The sequence below is a fragment of the Bacillus sp. FSL K6-2865 genome (assembly GCF_040311405.1).
Taxonomy (GTDB): Bacteria; Bacillota; Bacilli; order Bacillales; family Bacillaceae; genus Bacillus; species Bacillus velezensis.
On record NZ_CP152036.1, the window covers coordinates 2481327 to 2504694 of the forward strand.

At 50.6% G+C, this 23368-nt stretch carries 2 protein-coding genes; both read right to left on the reverse strand.

Annotated elements, in window-relative coordinates:
* Positions 1–19: 19 nt before the first annotated feature.
* Positions 20–7741, reverse strand: a complete 7722-nt coding sequence (locus tag NYE42_RS12245) for an SDR family NAD(P)-dependent oxidoreductase (protein ID WP_352426490.1) — start codon at positions 7739–7741, stop codon at positions 20–22.
* A 4-nt stretch (positions 7742–7745) separates the two neighbouring features.
* On the reverse strand, positions 7746–23360 hold the full coding sequence (locus NYE42_RS12250; protein WP_352426491.1) for an SDR family NAD(P)-dependent oxidoreductase: 15615 nt from the start codon (positions 23358–23360) through the stop codon (positions 7746–7748).
* Positions 23361–23368: the final 8 nt, after the last annotated feature.

Sequence of the window (23368 nt, forward strand, 5' to 3'; positions counted from 1 at the left end):
TAGTCCCCTTTTAAAAACGTCACGTTGTCACCTGCCAAAACGAGTCTGCAGGTGCAGTGCTTGTCTCTGCTTTTTTCTCATATTTCTTTAAAAGATCCGCAATGTCTGTTTTTTCATTACTTGTTTTTTCCGCTTCATTCTCCGTGCTGTTCCAGCCGCCCAAAAGCGGGTAGTGTTTTTTTCTGAATTCCGGCGGCTGAGGCGCCCGGTGATGTTCCCGCTGCCTTTCACCTCTGTATTCTTCAACGAGGATATGAGCATTTGTCCCGCCGTCAGGAAATGAACTCTGAGCTGCGACGCGGGGTTTCTTCTCTGAATGCCAATCAACGGGTTCACGATTAAAATGAATACGCGACGCTTCAAAGTCATAATGTTCAAATGGCTCACGCGCTGATAAGAAAGGCGGAATCCGCTTATGATAGACGCTCAGCACACATCGGATGAAGCCCGCAAGACCTGAAGACAGAAGCAAATGCCCCACATTCGGTTTCACCGATCCGATCCGGCAGGGCAGAAGCGTTTTCCGGTTCAGCTGATAGACATCTGAGAGCGCCTTGATTTCCACCGAATCAACGATTGGGGAACCGCCTCCGTTCACTTCTATATATCCAATGTCTTCGGGCGACTTTTCCGCCATGTCAAGCGCAGTTTGAATGGCGTCTCTCTGCGCTCTTATATTCGGTGAACCGGGACCGAGCGTCCGGCCGTCATTGTTTACCGAGACGGCTTTTATGACGCCGTAAATACGGTCTCCGTCCCGCACCGCATCGCTCAATCGTTTAATAAAAACCGCCCCCGCTCCTTCTCCGAGCACTTCTCCCGCTGATTCACGGTCGAATATATGAAACACGCCGTTCTCATTTAAAATATGGCGTGCTCCGAATAACCGGTGCGCGGACGGAGATAAGAGCAGACTCACCGAACCGACTAAGGCCGCGTCAATCCTTCCGGCCAAAAGGGCGTCTTTTGCAAAGGACAGCCCGATCAGCCCTGAGGAACATGCTGTATCCACGACAAGGCTCGGCCCTGTGACATTCAAAAATCGTGAAATGTTGGCCGCTAAATAGTTTTGCCCCGCCCCCAAAATCGGGTTAGGCGCCTGCAGGATATGTTCCATACCGGCTGAAGGCTGCGCCCTGCCGCCGATGTACACGCCGACTTTCCGGCCCGATAAATCCTTTTGGCCGTACCCGGCATCATAAACGGAATGAACCGCTTCTTCTAATATGATCCGCGCCTGCGGGTCCATAATTGCCGCGTCTTTTTCAGAGATGCCGAAAAATCCCGCATCAAACATGTCGATATCATCAATCCACCCCGCATAATCCTTTGCATTTGCTGTTGCAAGCCAGCGCGATGCGGGGACAGGCCGAATGGCGGTGTTTCCTTTCATCAGCAGCTCCCAAAAAGCATCCGTTCCGCCCGCCCCCGGAAAACGGCAGGACATGCCGACGACGGCAATATCGTCTTTGGTATCCGCTTTCGGCTTCGTGGATGTTCTCTCTTCAGCGGCGGCGGTTAAATCAGGCTCTACGTCCCTGTCTTGAACGAAACCATTTTCTTTTGTCACAAAATCGGCTCCATGATGCGCTGCGAAATAGTCAACCATTTCTGTAATCGTTTGATATTGAAGCATTAAGGACGGTGTTAACTTTATGCTGATCCGTTTTTGCAATGATTGAACCAATTCCGCAAAGAGTATTGAGTCAATCCCGTATTCATCAAACGGCATATCATCTTTTATCTGCTCATCCGTCATTTTCAGTTCTTCGCTGAAAACGATGCGCACCCATTGGCGAATCATATCCTTCACCTTTTGGTCACCGGCAGTGCTTTTTTTCACGGGAGCTTCAGATTTCTTCACCTTCAGAAGATCACCAAAATCAGCCTCACTGTCTTCGGGAACACAAGGAATTCCGCAGCTTTGTCCGTTTAAGATGATGTAATCTAAAAACTTCAGTCCGTCTTCGGCAGACAGCCTGGAAAGTCCTGATTTTTGATAAGCAGGTGTTTCCGGCAGGCCTTCAGCCATGCCGGTTTCTTTCCAGACGGGCCATTGAACGGCTTTAACAAACACGTTTCCTTTACCTGCTTGATGATTTGCAAAAGAGTCCATAAATGAATTAGCCATCGCGTAGTCACTTTGCCCCGCAGCAAGCGAAGGGATCAGGCCCGAAACGGATGAGAACAAAATAAAAAACGACAGCGGCTCATTCTGAACAGCTTCATAGAGACCGCGAAGCCCTGTTACTTTCGGCTTGCAAACGCTTTCTATTTCAGTTTCAGTTTTGTTATAAAAAGCGGGGTGTTCTCCCATTGCGCCCGCGCAATGAAAAACGCCGGTAATCGGCCCCATCGTGCCGCGGATGCTGTCCGTCATTTTCCGGATCCCCTTTTGATCCGTAAGAGAAACGCTGTAATAACGGATCTCCGCGCCCCGCTCGGCTAACCTCTGCATCCGCTCGGCTTTTTCCGGGAGAATGCCGTCCTTTTTCATGTCTGCCCACTCTGAGGAATCGGGAAGCGGCTCCCGCCCCATGATGACCAGTTTCCTGCAGCCGCGTGAAACGGCATGCTCCGCCGCAATTGCGCCGATCCCGCGCGATCCGCCCGTTATTAACAGCACATCATCAGACGAATAGGAAAGCTCAGGCGCCGCCGAAACATTCATACCCTGCTTCAGAAACGGCACATAACGGCGATTCAGCCTGTAGCAGCATTCACTGACGCTTTTGGCCCGCGGCTGTAAAAATTCAGTCTCAATCTGTCTGCTTAATTCTTCTGTATGCTCAATCTCACAATCGCTATCTATCGTAAAAGAATGAATGTTGGCATACTCAGCGCCCAGCATCCGGTACAGCCCCGCCGTTTTCGCCCCTTGCATCAGAGGTTTACTTTCCTTGAAAGGCTGGAGGCGGTGTGTCACTTGGCTGAACACAGCGCCGCTATGACGGAGTGATTCCAGAGCCTGCTGTAAAAAGGCAAGCTTTCCGTGTTCTATCTCTTCCTGCCGTTCATATTCCGCGTCATATGCGGTTATGTCGACGACCCCGAGTATCTGTTTGTTTTGAAGAGACTCCCGCACTCTGCCGTAAAGGTTTCGCCCCGATGCGGCGGCGTAATAATCAGCGCCGTCTTTTGCCTGATGGATGAAGCAGATCGTTTCAATATGGCCGTTTCCTTTAAAAAGAGCATCGGCCAATCGGCTCGTCTTATCAGTTGCAAGTATCATTACTGTTCCTGATAATGCTTCAGACTCCGCCGGATCTTGCTGCTTCCAGTCTTTTTGAAGAATGATCTTTTGGTTTTCCGCCGCCGGTTCGTCTGTCTGTTTCCGGATATCCGCAGGCACAGGCACCCAATACCGCTCCTTCGCGAACGGATATACAGGAAGGCTGACCCGTTTCGGCTTCTCTCCTTCGTATAACAGGCTCCAGTCAACGGCGGCTCCTTTTGCCCACTCAGTGAGCAATCTGGAATATTGCTTGTTTTTCAACAGCTCGGCCATTCCACTTGATGAAATATCATCTTGAGCACGTCCGCGGAAACATCCTTCAATTTCTGTTTTCCGTTCAAGCACATCCTTCAGTTTCGCTTGCAGGACGCAAACGGATGTAACGATCAATGCCAGCCGTTCAGGCATCGCTTCTCTGCCAGCTTGAAGCGTGTAGGCCAGGTCTTTAAGGTTGACTTCTTTTTCCCGTAAAAAGCGGTCATACCGTTTGACATATTCTAATAGGCGTTCTTCATTTTTTGCCGAAAGCAGAAACAGAACCGGCTCGTCTTCCCGTATATTTACCGATTTCTTTTCAGCCTGCGGCGGCAGATATTCTTCTATGACAAAATGGGCATTGCTCCCGCTGGCGCCAAAAGAACTTAAACCCGCTCTTCTCGGCTGGTCAGGATGTGACGGCCGTTCCCATTCTTCCAGCCGGTCCGCCACATAAAACGGCGTGTCCGGAAACGGAATATGGGGATTCAGCGTGTCCGCGTGCAATGACGGAAAGATTTCTCCATGCTTCAGCTGCAAAAGCACCTTTGTTAATCCGGCGATCCCGGCTGCTCCTTCTAAATGGCCGATATTTGATTTGGCAGAGCCGATGGCGCAAAACCGCTTCTTGTTTGTCCATTTGCGGAAAGCGCGGCTCAGCCCTTCAATTTCAATCGGATCACCCAGAGACGTGCCTGTTCCGTGGGCTTCAATATAGCTCAGTGTCTCCGGATCAATGCCGGCACTCTGAAAAGAATCTGTAATGACTTCCGCCTGTGATGCCGGATCAGGCACGGTCAAACCGGATGTTTTTCCGACATGGTTTAAAGCGGAGCCTTTTATGACGCCATATATCGGACAGCCCATTCTTTCCGCTTCTTGAACGGTTGTCAGTAACACCGCGCCGACACCTTCTCCCGGCACATAACCGTCACCGCCGTCGGCGAAGCTTTTGCAGACGCCTTCTGAAGACAGAAATCCGGCATTCGCCAAAAACGCATATTTATGCGGGTGTGTGACCGCATTCACACCGCCGGCAAGGGCGAATTCGCACTCCCCTCTTTTAATGCTTTCACATGCCAAATGTATGGATGTGAGCGAAGAAGAGCACATCGTATCAACAGCCATTGACGGTCCCGTAAAGTTCAGGCAGTGAGACACGATATTCGGAACAGAGGCAGGCGTCACGCCCATAGACAGCGGTGTGCCCCGCTGTGTGATTTCAGCCCCGAACAGCTCATAATGGCTCCAAAACACACCTGCGAATACCCCGACGCGTTTTCTCTTTTGCGAAGATGGCCCGCGCGCCGTTCTGTCCTGATAAAAACCGGCATCTTCACAAGCTTCCCAAGCCGTCTCTAAAAACAGCCGTGCTTGCGGGTCCATCATTTCAGCCTGGCGCGGAGTCAGATTGAAAAACAGCGGATCAAAGCTGTCTATGCGATCTAAAAATCCTCCGTAACGGTAGAACTGATCTGCTTCATATGAGAAAGGATAACCTTTCCATCTGTCTTTCGGCATTGTTGTGATGCAATCTTTCCCTGAGCGCAGATTTTGGTAAAATTCATCAATGCTTCCCGCCTGCGGGTATCTTCCCGCCAATCCGATTACCGCAATATCGTGCTCTTCTGTATGTCTCTCTTGTTTTTGGCTCCTTCTCTTTACAGCTGCATGGGATAATGAAGAGCGGTTCTTGTCTGCCATCGGAACCAATCGGGCCATGCTTTCAGTTACAGCCGGCTCCTTCCCGTATAAAATAACAGATTGCAGCTTGCCGAGACGCAGCATATATTCAAGTGAAGCCATCCCTTCCCCGGCCGGAAGCGGGCTGGTGCCCGTTGCATCATTCATGATCTCTTTCATCAAGCTGTCAACCTGCATGCCGCCATCTTCCCAAAGCGGCCAGTTGATCGTCATAGAAGCCCCGGTCCGTTCGCCTTTTTCCGCTCTGCAATCGCGATATTTCATATATTCATCCATAAAAGCGTTCGCTGCGGCATAATCTGTCTGGCCGGCATTTCCGGCCAACGCCGAGAATGAGGAAAAAACGGCGAAAAATTCAAGCGGTTCATTCCGTGAAGCTTCGTCCGCATGAATCAGGCCGCTGATTTTCGGCAGGAACACCCGCTTCAAGTCAGAACTGTCTTTTTGGATGATAAATTGATCTTTTAAAACACCGGCGCAATGAAAAATGCCCGTCAGCCGGCCAAAAGTTTCTGTAATCTGAGCAAATGCCCGCTCTGTTTCGGCTTTGCTGCCGATGTCCGCTTGAACGTAAAGAACTTCTGCGCCCAATGCTTTCAGTCCGCTGATCTTCTCAGACTGTTCCGGCGAACGGCCGATGAGTGCGAGCTTCACCTTTTCTTTTTCTGCAAGGTGACGGGCAAGCAGAAATCCAAGACCGCCGAGACCTCCTGTAATGACATATACGCCGTTTTGTTTCCAAGGAGACTGTGTCTGCCCGTCCAGTTTCTCAATACGTTCGAACAATCTGATCTGCCGCATATTGTCTTTATACCGAATATCTGTGCAGCCTGCATGAGAGCAGTCTGCTTCTGTTCTTATCATTGCCGCCGTATCACTTGGCAATCTCTCATTCTTGTCACAGAAGGTGATCACCTGAGTGCGAAGAGCCGGATTTTCCAGATGTGCCGTTTTCAGCATAGCCCCGAGAGCGGAAGACAATGCCGCTCCATTCTCAACGGCGCATACAAGCTGAATCAATGTATGTTCTTTCGGATGGTCTGTCAGTTCCCGTTTGAGCATACGAAATATGCGCTCAGCATCTGCTCCAAACTGCTCATCTGCAACCTCATGCTCCCTTTTCAGTTCTATCACTTCCGCTTCCGGGCAATATGTGCCGAGTTCACCGGTGAGACGGGGTCCTGCATCGGCAGCGATAATGAGATGACGGGTGTGTTTTTGCCCGTTCTGCACCGCCGTTTCCAGCGGATGATCTTTCCAGGCGGGTTCAAAAAACAGAACCTCATCAGCAATGTCAACGTCTGATGTATGCCGTTCTTCGGCCGAATCTTTCAGCACACAGCCCGCTTCATTGATAAGGTAATCCGCAAGGCGGCGGACAGATGAATATTCAAAAAGCAGTGTCGGATAAAACTGCTGCTGAAAAGTCTGCTCTAATATCTTTACAAGCTTGAGCAAATGCGCCGAGTCAAGCCCCATATCATAAAAGCCTTTCCGCACATCAATATCCTGTGCCGGAAGATTGACCAACCTGGCGATTTCCGACTTTATGTAAGTCACCATGTTTTGTTCCGGCGTTTGCTGTTCAGACACGTCTTCTGCGGCCACAGAATTTTCCGACTCACCACGGCCGCTTCTGTTCTGCTGAGGCGGCTTCTCTTTGTCTATCAGATGGGTAATCATATTCGCTTGTCTGACCCTTTTTACTGTCAGTTTCTCACATTCGGCCAATACGTTCCCTGCCCTGTCGTAAATCGTGAAGTCGGCCGAATAAACATCAGGTTCGCTATCTGATGCGCCGCTTTCAGTGCGGCTGTTTTTCGCAGAATAAGTGTAAATCGTTTTCGGAAACGGCTGATACATGCAAAAACGATTGATCATAAAAGGAATATAAGGTGTGTCATTCTGCTTTTGGGCCGACAATGCAAAGGAAGAGCCGGCAAGGGTGGACGCATCTAAAAAAGCCGGATGCGCCTTAAATTTCTCCCGGAATCCTTCAGCCAAATCACTTAGAGTGAGCTCCATTAATTCTTCTTTATCCTGAAGCTGATAAACGGCCCCTTCATTTTTCATAAACTCGCCATGCTCAATATGGCTTCTTCTTGCAATTCCGTAAATGTCATGCATGTCCCATTTTCGGCTTGCGTTTTTCATGAACGCTTCAATATTCAGTTCTTTTGCCCGCGGCGTGTCTTCTTGCAAATAAAGCTGGCATTCCATATTCTCATCCCGGTTTCCGCCAAGCGGTGTGCCGTTTTTTGCTTTTTCGCTAGTAATCTCAACTTTCCAGCTGTTACGCGCCGGCGTAAAGGTCACATACAGGTGTTTATCAAACTCTTCAGATGTTACAACAGGCTGCTTAAAAATAATCTGTCTTAATTCTATAGGCCTTTCACCGAGATACCCGGCGGCGAGCCGATACAGCATATCTATTAAAGTCACGCCCGGGAGGACGCGGATTTGATGAACGCGATGATCCCGGACGATATAATTCGTATGGCTGATTTTCTGCAGGAACGTTTTGACTTGATCGGTGGCAACTGCCAATCTATCACACCTCGCTTATTTCAAACATTGCTTCTGTGCCCGCCTCATTTTCTTCCGCTTCGGACAACTGTGCTTTTTCAGGCCAATACCGTTGTTTTCGGTATACTGTCTGGCCGCCTTTCGGTTCCATGGCCGCTTTTCGCTCTTTCGGAATTCCTTCGTTGCTGACAATGATATGGGCGTTATTCCCGCCCAAACCGAACGCGCTGACCCCGGCCCTGAGTATCTCTTTTTTTCCGTTCCACCGCTTCAGCTCAAGCACAGGATAAAGCGGAGAATCTTTAAATTGGAAGCGGGGGTTCGGTTTATGGCAATGCAAAGTCGGCGGCAGTTCTTCATTGGCAATCGCCAGCAAAACTTTGATGATTCCCGCCGCGCCCGCCGCACTCAGCAAGTGGCCGATATTGCTTTTGACGCTTCCTACACCGCAAAATTGTTTTTCATCGGAATAAGCAGACAAGACATTGGTTAATCCCTTTAATTCAATCGGGTCGCCAATCAATGTACCGGTTCCGTGCGTCTCTACGTATGTCATGGTGTCCGGCTCGATTTCCGCTGATTGAACCGCCTGCTCAATCAAGTCCTGCTGCGCCCGGGGATTCGGCGTCGTCACGCCCATTGTGCTGCCGTCATTATTAATCGCAGAGCCGTCAATAACGCCGTATATTTTATCTTCGTCTTCTATCGCTTTTTCAAGCGGCTTCAGCATCAGCACTCCGCAGCCCTCTCCGATTCCTGTTCCGTCCGCATCGGCATCGAAAGATTTTGAACGGCCATTTGGCGATAAGATTCTCGCCGCGCTCATTGTGAGAAAAGGTTTTTCATCAAGCAAAATGTCAACCCCGCCCGCAAAGGCCGCTTCCGCTTCTCCATTTTGAATAGCCTGCACGGCCAAATGAATTGCCGTAAGCGAACTGGAGCAGGCCGTATCCACGACCAGGTTGGGCCCTGTAAAGTTATAAATGTGCGCCATGTGTGCGGTAATAAAATTTTGCCCCGCGCCAATAATCGCGTCTTTTTGCAAATATTGAAATTTCTGATGGAACGCACCTGCCCTTGCACCGGCAAAAACGCCGATACGGCGGCCCCAGAGATCCTCTTTTTGATAACCGGCATCGGCCAAAGCTTCCGCGCTCACTTCGAGCCACTGCCTTTGCAGCGGGTCTATCATCGGTGCCAGCGTTTCTGAAATATTGAAATACTCCGGATCAAATTGATCAATATCGTGAATAAAACCGCCCCATTTACTGATGCTTTTTCCTTCTTGATATTCACCCGGCTGATAGTGTTCCCCGGCGTTCCATCTGTCCGGCGGAACTTCAGTGACGGCATCCGTTCCGCTGCGGAGATTCTTCCAAAATTCTCTTATATCCCCCGCTTTCGGAAAATGGCAGGCCATGCCGATGATCGCAACCTTTCCCCGTTTCCCGGGGTTATCTGCCGTTTTTTTGCTCCGTTTCAGCGTCTTCTGCAAAGGGACCTTCTCCGCGGGAACTGCTGCATCTGCCGAAAAAGCTTCCGGACAATGTGCGGCTAAATAATCCGCGAGCTGTTCTATGGTAGGGTGTTCCAGAAGGACAGTCGGATCAATTGAAACGGACGGCAGTTTTTGATCGATCTTTGTCAGCACTTGCGCCAGAAAGATAGAATCCATTCCGTATTCCTGAAAAGGCACATCGATATCCATATGCGTTTCATCGATACTCAGCTCTTTTGCCAAAAGCGACCTCAGCCAAGATTGAATATCAATCCGGTTATGTTCCCGTTTTTTGGTTTCAGGGGGTTTGGAAGCTGCTTTCATTCCTTTATTGGCGGCTGGCTTGGCGTTTTCCAGCGCTTTGATGTCCCAATCATGTTTCACTTGTGCCGGCAGCACGACAGCTCCGGGTCTTTCTCTTAAAATGTAATCAAGCATCTTGAGACCTTCCGCGTCAGAGTGCCGCAGCAATCCCGTTTGCTGATACATCCCGCTTTTTGTATCCCTGCTCATGCCCGTCTCATCCCATGCCGGCCATTGTATGCTAATGATACCGCTCTCATTGTTTTCTGCAAAATAGTCCATGTAAGAATTAGCCATCGCATAATCGCTCTGACCCGTCGCAAGAATCGGGACGGCTGCCGAGACAGATGAAAACAGGACGAAAAATGCCGGCGCACCATCCTTTACACTCTCATACAGACTGTGAAGGCCGTCTGCTTTCGGGGCGAGCACCCGCGCAATACTGTCTTTGGATTTGCGGATAAAAGCAGGGTTTTCACGGTCCGCAATTCCCGCGCAATGCAGAATGCCTCCGACAGGTCCGAGCGTTGAGGTTACCTCTTTTATAAGCCGTCCGACGGCCTGCTTATCCGTCAGATCAACTGCTGAGACGCACACTTTTACGCCTTGTGATTCCAGCTGCCGGATAAGCTGTATTTTTTCCGAAACGACAGGGTCTGTTTGCTCAAGATCCCACTCGGTTTTCGGCGGCAGCTCCTTTCTGCCTGTCAGAAGCAGTTTCTTCACACCGTATGCGGAAACGAAATGCTTGGCGCATAAAGCGCCGAGTCCGCGCGTTCCTCCGGTTATCACCAGGACGGCGTCTTTTGGAAACGCAGTCCGGTCTGTTTGCACGGCTTCTGGTTCAATCTGATCAGTCTGCCGAAGAACATAGCTGAAGCGCATGCCGTCCCTATAGCAAACAGCAGACTCCGTTAAGTCTGATTGAATTTCTTGTTTAATAAAAGCGGCTGTCTGCTCCAGCGGCCCTTCAGGATCAATATCGGCGTGACAGGTGAGAATATGGCTGTATTCATGCCGCAGCATGCGATAAAGCCCCGCTTTTTCAATACCATGCATAACGGCAGCCTTATTTTTGAAGGCTTCAAGCCCTTTTGTAAGATAAAGCATTTTCATGTTTTCTTGTCCGCGGCCGTATTCAATCAACTGCTGCAACGATGCCACCCAGCTGATGTCCTGCCGCTTTTGTCGGGAGCCGCAGCCGGTGAAGTCAATAAACCCGGAATAGATGGCCGCGTTCGGACCCTGTAAGAAAGAGATGAGCTGATTTTCCTGCACAATGTCAGCATCATTCAGCTGTTTTTTCACCTCGGCGGCAAGGTCTTTTGTATCTTCAGAGACGATGAGCGCTATTTTGTTGTTGAACGGCTCGGATGAAGACACTGCCTCGCAAGGCTCCCATGTTTTCTGCAATAATACTGTTTTTTGATTCGAAAGCGGCAGCTGCTCCCGTTTCGGCACCCAATAGCGGTCGGCTCTGAACGGATAGGAGGGCAGGCTGATGCGGCGCGGCTTACTGTCCGTATACAGCTGCTCCCAATCCGTGTCAAATCCGTTTGCCCAGAGCCGCAGCACTTTCCTGTATTTCTTTTTCTCAAGCCAGGCGCTGACGAGGTCAGCAGCGTCTTTATCGTCTGAGAACATGGAGATCGTGTTATTCTCGCGTTTTTTACGGCCGCTGATGATATCTTCGCTGTTTTTTCCCATCAGAAACGCGTTCAGTTTTTCAGTCAGTTCCTCTGCGGAGCCTGCAATGATTCCCAGCCTCGCTTCCATCGCATCCCGTCCGGTCTGCAGTGTGTATGCGGCATCTGCAAAATCGATATGGCGGGATGATCCGTTTTTGATAAAGTCGCGAAGGAGACGCGCTCTTTCTTTCAGCCGTTCTTCATTTTTAGCCGACAAAACAAAAAGAGATGACGCTTTCTCACGGGTTTCCTGCTGTTCCGTCTCACTTCTGCCCATGTATTCTTCAATAACGATATGCGCATTGACACCTCCGAAACCGAATGAGCTTACACCCGCCCGGCGGGGCAGGACCCGGCCGTTTTCATCACGCAGCGCTTCCCACTCCTTTGTTTCTGTCACAATGTAAAACGGGCTGTCCTTCAATTTGATATGGGGATTGATGTTCTCGCAATGCAGACTTTTGGCGAGCGTCCGATGTTTCAGCTGCATCAATACTTTGATAACGCCCGCAATACCTGCTGCGAGCTCCAAATGTCCGATATTTGTCTTCACTGAGCCTATCCCGCAATATCCGCCCGGCGCCCCGTCTGTTTGGAAAGCTTTTTTCAATGCATTGATCTCAATCGGATCTCCGAGTGCCGTTCCGGTTCCGTGCGCTTCTATATAAGTGATCGTTGAAGGGTGAATACCGGCTTTTTGATAAGCGCTTTTCAGCACATCCGTCTGAGCCTGCGGATTCGGCGCGGTAAGTGACGCTGAGCGTCCGCCGTGATTTTCCGCTGTACCGCGGATGAGGCCGTAGATGTGATCCCTGTCATGCTCTGCCTCTGAAAGCTTTTTCAAGACAATCATGCCGGCACCCTCTCCTCTGACATAACCGTCAGCCTGATCGGAAAATGTTTTGCAGCGCCCGTCTTCACTGAGCATGCCTGCTTTTTGAAAACCGATATGCCCTTCAGGCGTGACGATCGTGTTGACGCCCCCTGCGACCGCCATATCACAATCTCCCGTTTCAATGGCTTTTACCGCGCGGTGAATGGCGACTAAAGAGCTTGAACAAGCGGTTTCTACCGGCTCGCTCGGCCCGTGGATATCAAGAAAATAACTCATCCGGTTCGGCCCGACGGACGGCACGATTCCGGTCATCGTATACCCCTCGACAGGAAGACCCGCCTTATTGATTAAAGTTTGATATCCGCTTCCCAGTGTGCCGGTGAAAATGCCGGTTTTTGTTCCGGCAATCCGTTTTGCTGAGTACCCCGCGTCTTCAATGGCTTTCCACACATACATCATTAATAGACGCTGCTGAGGATCCATCATTTCAGCTTCTTTCGGAGATATCCCGAAAAACAGCGGGTCAAACCCGGCGATTCCATCTATGAAACCGCCCCATTTAATTGACGTTTTATTTGCATCCGCTGCCGGATCGCCGTAATATTCGCGCCAATCCCAGCGATCTCGTGGAATTTCTGTGATGCAATGCTCTCCTTTTTGTAAACGTGTCCAGAATTCATCTATGTCTTTCGCTTGCGGAAAAATACCGCTGATTCCGATAATGGCTATCGGTTCGGTTTTTTCTTCTGATTTTCCTTTTACGGATACGGGCGTTTCCCGCTTGACATGAACGGCCGCCGGAGCTTCAGCTTTTCTTATTCCGGCTTTTGGAGCGGTTTTTAAACGCTCTCTTTCTAAGCCGCTGAATGCTTCTTTCCATTCAGATATCAAATGGCCGCTCAGTTTGCGCAATGTCGGAAATTCAAAGAAGATAGTCGGGCTGAGCTCAAGCTGATAAGACCGATTTAATAGATTTGTAAATTCAGTGAAAATGATCGAATCAAATCCGTATTCCGTCAGTTCGCTGTCAGCCTCGATATCTTTCATGCTTACCTTTAAAAGATCTGATACATGCCGCTTTAGTTTCTCTTGAACCTGATCTTTCAGATCTCTTGCATCTGCCACTGCCGGAGCTTTTCCGGCGGCGCTTTGTTCTTCGCCCAGATCGAAAATATGGCTGCGAATCCGTTTTTCGTCGCCTTCTGCCACCATGACCTGGTGTTCTCCGGAGGCAAAAGCGGCGTACAGCGCTTGGATGCCTGAGGCCGATCGCATGGCTTTCATTCCGGTCTGTTCATACATCAGCCGTTCGGTCTCTTTGTCCACGCGCATACCGCCTTCTTCCCAAAGCGGCCAGTTGACAGACAGGGTCTGCCCGCTCCGCTTGTTGTCCCGCACGAGACGGTTCCGGCGGGCTGCATAAACATCCATAAATGCGTTGGCTGCCGCATAACCGGCCTGCCCCGGATTTCCCATGCCTCCCGCCAAGGAAGAAAACAGAATGAAAAAGTCCAGCCGCGCATCTTTCGCTGCTTCATCAAGATTGATAAGCCCTTTCACTTTCGGCGCCATGACGGTCTTCCGTTCGTTTTCTGTCTGGTTCAGAATGTAATTGTCAGCGATTACGCCGGCGCCGTGAATGATCCCGTCGAGTGTTCCGTGCTCCTCCTGTATGCCGCGGACGAGGGCGATGACCGCCGCCCTGTCTGTCACGTCAACCGGTTGATACAATACGCGGGCACCCGACGCTTCCAAGCGCCGTAAGCGGGCGGAGCGGTCTTCATCAAGCGCTTCCGCCCTTCCCGTTAATACGAGGACGGCGTTTTTGACGCGGGAGGCTATTTCTTCAGCGAAAATCAGTCCGATGCCGCCCGCTCCCCCTGTGAGGAGGTAGACCCCTTCGTCTTTCCACGGAACGGCGCCCTTTTGAGGCGCCGGCAGAGGACGCAAGTTTCTGACGAGACGTTTGCCGTCTTCATAACGGATTTCCGCTTGTTCAGGATGCGCCCGGTTTTCTTTCAGCTTGGCAAGAAGCGCCGAGGCTGACTCGTCCGGATCGGCTTGGATGACTTGGCCGTACAGCTTCGGATGTTCAAGGTGAGCCGTTTTCAGAAAAGCGGCCAGCCCCGCCAATACATTGTCTTCCCCCCTGTCGGGGACAAGAAGCTGGATCAGCGTTTTTTTCTTCTGTTTTTCTTTGATAAGACGCGTGACGATCGCTGACAGCTCCGCCGCGCAGGCGTCATAACGGTCTTCAATCGTACCTTCGCCGTCAGCCGCACATACGGCGCCGCTTATGTCCTCAGCGTTCATTCCGCCATACAGCGTCACGTATCTGAAAGACTCTTCTTGTCCGCCGCCTTCATCCGGCGGTGATTCCTGCCACTTTGGCTGAAGCAAGAGCGGTTTTTCCTCCGTTTCCTCTTCCAGAAAACGGGCGGTGAGCCCCGTCAATCGGACACATACCGCGCCGTTTTCATCACACAGCTCAATATGATAGGCGCCGGCCGCTGAGGAAAGCACCGCCCACATCGTCTCCCGGCACGCAGAAAACACCTGCATATCCTGGAGGGCAAACGGCAGAAACGGCCGTCCGGACGCGGAACCGTCTGAGAGCACGAGACCGATAGAAGCCTGAAGGGCGGCGTCCAGCATGCTCGGATGCAGGATGAACGGATCCTTTTCCTCGCGGGCGGACGGCGGAAGAGTGAGCTTTGCGAGCACTTCTCCGCTTCCGGCATAGACGGCGTCAAGCGCCTGATGCGACGGTCCGTAGGTGATGCCGAGGCTGTCGAACGCTTCATAGCACTCAGCCTTTGACAAGTGACGGCCGCCGCAGCGCGCCTGAACCGCTTCCACATCGAGTACCGGAGCACGCTCCGTCTCTTCGAGCACGGCCTTTCCCTGGAAAAAGACAAGCGGCTCTTCTCCTTCGGCATACGCTTCAAAAGCGATGTCTCCGTTTTCTTCCGGCTGAAGCTTTACATGAAGCGTCACTCCTTCAGAAAGCGCCGTCACCGGACGGAGCCAAACGATCTGTTTGAGCCGGACACCCGTTTTCCCGCCGGGCAAGTCTTCGGCGGCAAGTGTAACGGCGGCCCGGGTCATTTCTAAAGCAGCCGCGCCCGGAAGCACCGGTTTTCCATTGACGATGTGATCGGCAAAAAACGGTTCGTGTCCTGAAAAAACAGAAGTAAAGCGCTGGGCGGTAAAGGTCGATGTATTCGCATGGAGCAGCGGGTGAACCTTTTCACGTTCAGCTGAATTCCGGCTTCCAATCTCTCTCTGTAGACGATCGGACGCCCAATACGTCTGCCTGGCAAATGGGTAGCCCGGCAGATTGCCGATTCGCGGCAAAGGTCCGCCATAAAGCAAGTCCCCTTCGATTTCATAACCTTGACAATAAAAATCTGCCAGCACGCATAACAGCTCCTGATATTTTCTATGGTCAGAATATGAGGCGCTGCACTTGCCGAGCACTTCTATTATGTGCTCCTGAATATGCTGACGCCCTGCAAAGTGCTGCGGTACTTTTCCCGAAAACACATAAGGATGATGTTCATTAAGCTTTGCCTGCTTCCATACATACACTGCGTCATCAGCATCTTGCACCACGATGGCGGCGCGATGGTTAAAGTGATGCCTTCCTTTTAACAACGTATAGCTGAGCTGGGCCAGATCATTTTCTTTCAGTCCGCCATTTTCCGCCCAAGTGATCATATCTTCGATTTTTTCCTGAAGGGCCTCCTCTGTTTTTGCAGACAAAGTAAGTAAATATGCAGGGGCATCACGATGAGGTGAAACGCTGCGCTTATAGCTTTCCATAACGACATGGGCGTTTGTTCCGCTCATCCCGAATGCGCTGACTGCCCCCATTCGGTTTTTACCCGGCAGAGAAGGCCACGGTTTACCCGTTTTATTCACATAAAAAGGACTCTTCTCCCAGTTGATATAGCGGTTTTCCCCGCTGCAATGCAGACTGGCGGGAATCATTTCACGGGAGAACGCCTGTAAAAGACTGATCAAACTGACAATGCCTGACGCGGCAAACGTGTGGCCGATATTGGTTTTAATTGATGTGAGCGCGCAAAAAGCTTCTTCGTTTGTATAGGCAGAAAATGCGTCATAAAGCGCGTTAATTTCCACCGGATCACCGAGTTTTGTACCTGTGCCGTGTGTGACGATATATTCGATATCTTCAGGGTTGATACGGCCCCGGTCATAAACGGAAGTAAGCAGCCGGGTCTGCGCGACGCCGCTCGGAGCGGTAATTCCGTTTGTTTTCCCATCATAATTGATGCCGCTCGCCCGAATCACCCCGTAAATCGGATCACCATCTTTTTCCGCCTCTCTCAGCGGCTTCAGAACAACCGCCGCGGCCGCTTCCCCCGGAACCATGCCGTCAGCCCTTTTATCAAACGCGAAGCATTTCCCGTTTTCCGACAGCATTCCGGCTTTATCTATCGTTTCAAAAAAGTCCGGGGTATTCATGATATTCACCCCGGCCGCAACAGCTGTTGTGCACTCTTTATTCTGCAGGCTTAATACCGCCTGATGGACAGAAACGAGCCCCGAAGAACATGCTGTATTTATCGCCATCACAGGACCGGATAAATTCAAGTGATAAGCCAGCCGCGCCGCCAAAATACCGTTATGATGAGACGTGACATTGCCTTTGTCCCGTGTTAAAAGGTGATAATCTCCTTCTTCCGCCCCCACAAACATACCGATCGTCTGCTGCTTGATGTGACTGGCGCCGTAGCCGGCGTCCTCAAGGGCCCTCCACGCTTCCTGAAGAAGCAGCCGCTGTTTCGGATCCATCGTTTCAGCTTCCCTCGGCGATATTTCAAAAAATAAAGGGTCGAATTCGGCCGCCCCCGGTACAGCGCCGAGTTTCCACTTTGAACTTGTGAAGCCTTTTTTTGCGACCGGTGCGACAACGTCCTTTTCCTGAAACAGAATATCCCACAGCTCGTCCGCCGTGCGCGCCTGAGGAAATCGGCCGCTCATGCCGATAATGGCAATGGAATCAGCTGCCTGACTGCCCTCGGTTCCGGCGTTCAGCTTATTTCTTCCCCTCTGCTTCTTTCGCTTTTCCGTTCCTGCCTTTTCAAAGACAGATTGATCTGCGGATTCAGGTTTCTTTTCTTCATAGACATGCCCCATGACGGACTGGTGTTCCGTCAGAAAATAGCGGACGACCTTCTCCAGTGTAGAATGTCCGAAAAACAGGGCCGGTGTCACTTCAATTCCGTAATGGGCGGACAAAGAAGAGGCGAATTCCGCCAAACTGATAGAATCAAAGCCGAAATCAGCCAGATTGTCAGCGTCCGTCAGTCTGTTCTTGTCTATTTTCAAAAGCCCCGCCGCCAGTTCTTTCACATCCCAGCTTACGCATTCTTCCAGTGTAAAGCCTTTCATTTCACTCCGCCTTCCTGAAAACGGGACGTTCCTGTTTACAGAACCCGAAATCGGCCGTTCGCCTTGATCTATCTGCAGGAAGCGTTTGGCCCTCGACGGAAAACCGGCCAGGACGAGATACTGGCTGGACGGCTGGACTAACAATGTTTCAAAAGCTTCGAGTCCTTCCTCAGTGTATAAATAACGCTGTCCGCTTGATTTTAAATACATATCGGTGCTTTCCGCCGTGCCGACATGCATCCCCCCTTCTTTCCAAAGCGGCCAATTGATTGCAAGTGACTTGCCGCTTCTGAGTCCGAGGCTCACAAGTTTATCCCGGTGACGGACAAAAGCCATTTGGAAGCGGTTCCCCATCGCGTAGTCACAAGAACCGAAGTCTCCTAAAATCGCTGAAGAAGAAGAGAAACAACAGAAGAAGTCAAGCGGCTCCCGTGACAGAACCTGATCTAACACCGCGGTGCCGTCCGCTTTTGGCGATAAGACTTGCTGAAAGGTTTGCAGATCTTTCTCCAGAATGCTTTCAGTGCCTTGAAGACCTGCAGCGTGAATGACACCGTGAATCGGCCCGCATCCTTTCTCTTTCACTTCTTGCAAACCTTTCTCCATCTGGGCCTGATCTGCGGCATCCGCCTGCACGTAAAACACCTTGGCGCCTGATTCTTCCAATCTCTTTATCTTGTTCAGCACCGGGCCGTCTGCCTCTGATCTCCCCGTCAAAATGAGCGTAACCGGTCCTTTTTCAGCAAAATATCCGGCAAATAACAAGCCTAATCCCCCGCATCCGCCGGTAATCAAGTACGTTTTTCCGCTCTTTATCACACGCTTCTCAACAGGGGCGATATCCGTCTGCTTCATTTCCATGACGTGGCGGATTTCCCCACTGTACATGACACTGCGGAACGACTCGCTGTGAAGTTCTTCACATACGTTATGGATCAGCTTTTCAAACGGTCCTTTTTGTCCAAAATAAACCGCGGCCGTATCCGTCTCCGGCAAGATCAGTTTCAGCGACCGTTCCAGCCCGATCCATGACTCGGCGTAACTGATATCGGTATCGCTCCCGCACTGAGCGGAAAGAAGGATCCGCCTCGGTTTAGAACGCAAAGAAGCAGCTGCGCGGATCACATGATACAGAATGGAATAGTCTTTCACGGCCTTTTCATCTTCAAGCGGCCATCCATATAAAACGGCATCCGCTTTGCCTGCAGCCGTTTCAATATGCCGAAACGTTTCTTGATATGCTTGTCCGTCAGTGATTTTAATTTGATAATGCGTGTTTGAAAGCTTTTGAGTTTCCTCACCCTGTGAAATAAAAAACACGCCGGCTCCCGGATAAAGGGATTGTAAAGACTGATAAGCATGCTTTCTGGCAGCTTCTCCCGTAAGAAAACAGATAACCGTTTTCAGCTCTTCATGAATGGATTTCTTCAGAGGCTGCGGCTTCCACATTTCTTCAAATATCATCATCTCGGATTGTTCCTCTTGCCCGTGATCCTGCTGAGACGGCTGTCTCATTCTTATCCCTTTGATTTCTGCGCAGACAGTGCCGGTTTCGTCACAAAATTGAATGTCACAGCCGGTTTGATTCTTTTTATTAATATACATCCACATGCCGGATGAGCACGGACGCATGACGCGCAGTTCTTCAACCGCTTCAGGCACGATATGGACTGACGGCTCCGTTTTTGCCAGGACATGAAAAGCTGCGTCCAGAAATTCCGGCGGCAGATGATATCCCGGATTACGGCCGCTTTCATCTGTGAGAGCAAGCTTCGCCCAAACCGCACTTTCTCCCGCATAAAGCTTTTCAACGGTGCGGAACTCCTTACTGATCGTTACACCTGATGTGCCTGGTGTTTCATAATCGAATGACAGCGGGCGGCAGTCTTTTTGTAAGGAGGCAATATCAAGCACGCGGGATGGCTGTATGTTCCCTTGTCCGATGATTCCATAATGATGCAGCTTCTCTTCGTCACTGTATATTTCATAATGGATGCCTTCCTCGTCTTCAGACAGAAGGGAGAGATTGACGCCCGCACCGTGATGTCCGCCGGTAATCGGGTCAGTCCATGCCGCCGTTCGGATCCATATCTCTTTTTCTTCAGAGCTGTCTGCCGCATGATGAAAAGCCGCAAGCGCCATTTCTAAATAAACGGCTGCCGACAGAACCCGCTCCCCGCTCACATCCTGGAAAACGTGTTCCCGGCCTGTAAAAGATGTATGATAGCTTTGCTCCGCCAAGGTTGACGTATTTTCATGCAGGAAAGGATGCACATATTCAGTTGTTCCTGTTTGTGGTTCTTCCCGCTTCATCCAGTAGCTTTCTTTTGCAAATGGATAAGACGGCAGACTGATACGATGCGGCAGCGCGCCTTTATATAAAGATGCCCAATCGACGGGCGTCCCGTGAACCCAGGCATTCAAAAGACTGTCAAATTGACGTTTTTCCATCCAATCACTGATAGTGCCTTCCGTCTCCGTGACAGCACTATCACTCCGGCCCGTAAACACCCCGCTTACGGAACCAGCATTATTCAGAAAAGCAATCAGCTTCTGTTCCAATTCAGAAACAGAGTCCGCTGTCATCGCCAGCCGTTCTTCCATCGGGACCCTGCCGACTTGAAGGGTAAATGCCGCGTCAAGCAGATTCGCATCTGTAATTGTTCCGTGTCCGGCGGCATCCGACAGCAACAGAGCCCGCTCGCGCAAGCGGTCTTTATCTTTTGCCGATAAAACAAAAAGCGCCGGACGGCCGGTGTCTGCCGAAGTCATTTCAGCCGGTTCATACTCTTCTATCAGCAGGTGGGCATTTGCACCGCCCGCTCCGAAAGAAGATGTACCCGCCATTCTCGGATATTCTCGTGTTACTCCTTCAGATTCTATGACCGGCCGTCTCCATTCCGCTGTTTCCTGCTGCACGATAAAAGGAGAAGTTTCAAAATCAATTTCCGGGTTCAGCTGCTTTGAATGCAGCGACGGCACCAGATATCCGTGTTTCATCTGAAGAAGAATTTTGGTGACCGCAGCAATGCCCGCCGCACTTTCCAGGTGTCCGATATTGGATTTAACAGAACCGATGGAACAAAATTGCTTTGCATCCGTATAGCGGCGGAAAGCCTTGGTTAACCCTGCGATTTCAATCGGATCTCCCAAGGAAGTGCCGGTGCCGTGGGCTTCCAGATAGCTGATTGCTCTCGGGTCAATCCCTGCCCGCTCCATCGCGTCTGCGATCACTTCTCCTTGTGCTTTCGGATTCGGAACGGTGAACCCGTTCGTTTTGCCGCCGGCGTTCAGAGCGCTTCCTTTAATGACACCGTATATATGATCATGATCTTCAACAGCCTTTTTCAACGGCTTTAACACGATACAGCCGACGCCCTCTCCGTCAACAAACCCGTCAGCCTTATCACCGAACGCTTTGCACGCGTTTGACGGTGACAGCATTCTCATAGAAGAAAGTCCGATATAATGAACCGGATCTGTAATCAGGTTTACGCCGCCGGCAATCGCGCATTCAGATGCACCTGTTCTGATGCTTTCTGCGGCGAGATGAATGGCGGTTAAGGATGAGGAGCATGCGGTATCGACCGCGATGCTCGGACCGTGAAAATCAAACACATAGGATACGCGGTTCGGGATAAAGTGGTAGTGGGCCCCTGTCGGATAGTTGCCGTTCATAACACCCGCAAAGACACCAACCTTTTTACCGGCGCATAGTGAATCAGGGGTATATCCGGCATCCTCCAGGGCCGCATAAGCGGTTTCCAGAAACAGTCTCTCCTGCGGGTCCATGCGCTCCGCTTCTTTCGGGGAGATTTTAAAAAACAGCGGATCAAATTTATCAATATCTGTTAAAAAGCCGCCCCACTTTGTATACATCCGGCCTTCCTTACCTTTTGTCTCATCATAGTAGTCCCGCCAATCCCAGCGGTCTTTCGGAATTTCGGTGATTCCGTGTTCACCGGTCTTTAACCGTTCCCAGAACTCATTAACATTTTCAGCCCCGGGATACCGTCCGGCAAGACCGACAATTGCCACTTCAAGGTGTTTTGACGGCGGTTCGGAAGCGGGCGGCGCTTTTTCAGAAAAAGATGCCGCTTGGCGCTTCGTCAATCCGGCGCTTTTTTTACGGCTTTGCTTTTTCTGTAAAGTGTGCGGCGCCTTTTCGGCTTCTTTATTTGTCTTGAAAATCCCAGCCATATCTTCCTGTCTTGAGCTGACGAGATATTCCGCTAATCCGCCGATTGTCGGATACTCGAAGAACAATGTGCTGCTGATATCAGGTATGTCTTCCCGCACGCGGTTGGTCAGCTGTACGATTAAGATGGAATCGATTCCGTATTCTTCAAGGGGCGTATGGGCTTGAACGTCCTCAATCGGCATCTTTAAGATGGCGCTGACGATCTTTTTCAAATACTCTGTGCTTTTTTCAAGCAAAGAGCCGGATGATGCCGCTTCAGTATGACGGACTTCTTCAGAAAATCGCGCATGCAGTTCGCGCTCCTTCGTTTCAGCCAAGAATGCGGCAAGCTCTTCTATCGTCCGGTATTCAAAAAACAGCGTGCTGCTGATATCAGGGACGAGATCCCGCAGCTCATTCGTCAGCTGAACGATCAGAATAGAGTCAATGCCGTATTCATCCAGAGGAGCCAGCGGATTTATCTCTTCTGCCGGCATTTTTAATACTTTTGCCGCAGCCCTTATCAGAAAAGCCGCTGTCTTTTCCGAAAGCCCCTCTCCCGCTTGTTTGATGGGGAGCTGACGATCAGAGGATGTTTGCGGTACGTTTGATTGGCGCTTTTGCGCGGTGTAAGCTTCCCTGCTCTGCCTGATGACTCCGTTGCTTTTCGCCGTGATAATCTGCTGGGTGTGCAGACGTTCGTTTTCAGCCGGAAATTGAATGGAATGGAAACCTTCAGCTATTAAAACGGATTTCCATGTTTCCGGATAAAGACCGGGGCACCCCGGAATCCGCAGCGCCTCGTCTTCGTACAGCCACCAGCCCTCTAATAAGCCGAATGTAACATGTGTAAACGGCGTATGCCCGCCCAGTTCATTAACAAGCAGCAAACCGTCCTTTTTCAATACGGCTTTTGCCGTCCGTAAGGTTTTCCGGATATTTTTGGTGGCATGCAGCACGTTTGCAGCGATAGCGATATCGTAGGTTCTCAGATGTAATCCCTGGCCCGCCGCAGGCTGCTCCACATTAAACAGCTGATACGTCAAATACGGATTGTCCGCGCCGTATTCCTTTTCGGCATGCATTAAAAAAGCTTTTGACAAGTCGGTATAACAGTATTCCTGAATATGGTTTTGATAGGGGCGGAGCTTTTTAAACAGTGTACTGCTCGTTCCGCCGGTGCCCGCTCCGATCTCCAGCAGACGGATGTTTGCATCAGGATTGTTTTTCATTACATTTTCCACATACATACACGCTTCATTTGCCAGCACATCGTTGTAATAATCAGCGAGAATGTTATGCTTATAGATTCCTTCAACAAGCTTCATTGAAGAATCGGGAAACATCACGTCAGTGGCTTTTATTTTGCCTGTTAAAATGTCAGGCAAAGCTTGAATGACGGTATCCGCCAGCAGAACCTGCGCTTTCATATCCGAATCTTTCAGCCATTCGTTTTTCTTCTTATGCCACTCTTCCCAAACCGCGGCCGTTTTACCGCTTTTAAAATCGCTGTCTAAAAGACGGATGCTTTCTTCCAGCCAGCGCTCATATAAAGGCAGACAGGAAGCCGCCGGCGCTTCGCCGGTCAGACCCATTGAACGCAGCGTCATCCGCAGCACTTGCAGCAAAAGCCGATTCAATTCTTTCATTTGATTGCTTATTTCTGTTCTTAAGGATAACTGTGTACGGTCTTTTTGTTTGTCTCCCTTACCCAAAACCTTAT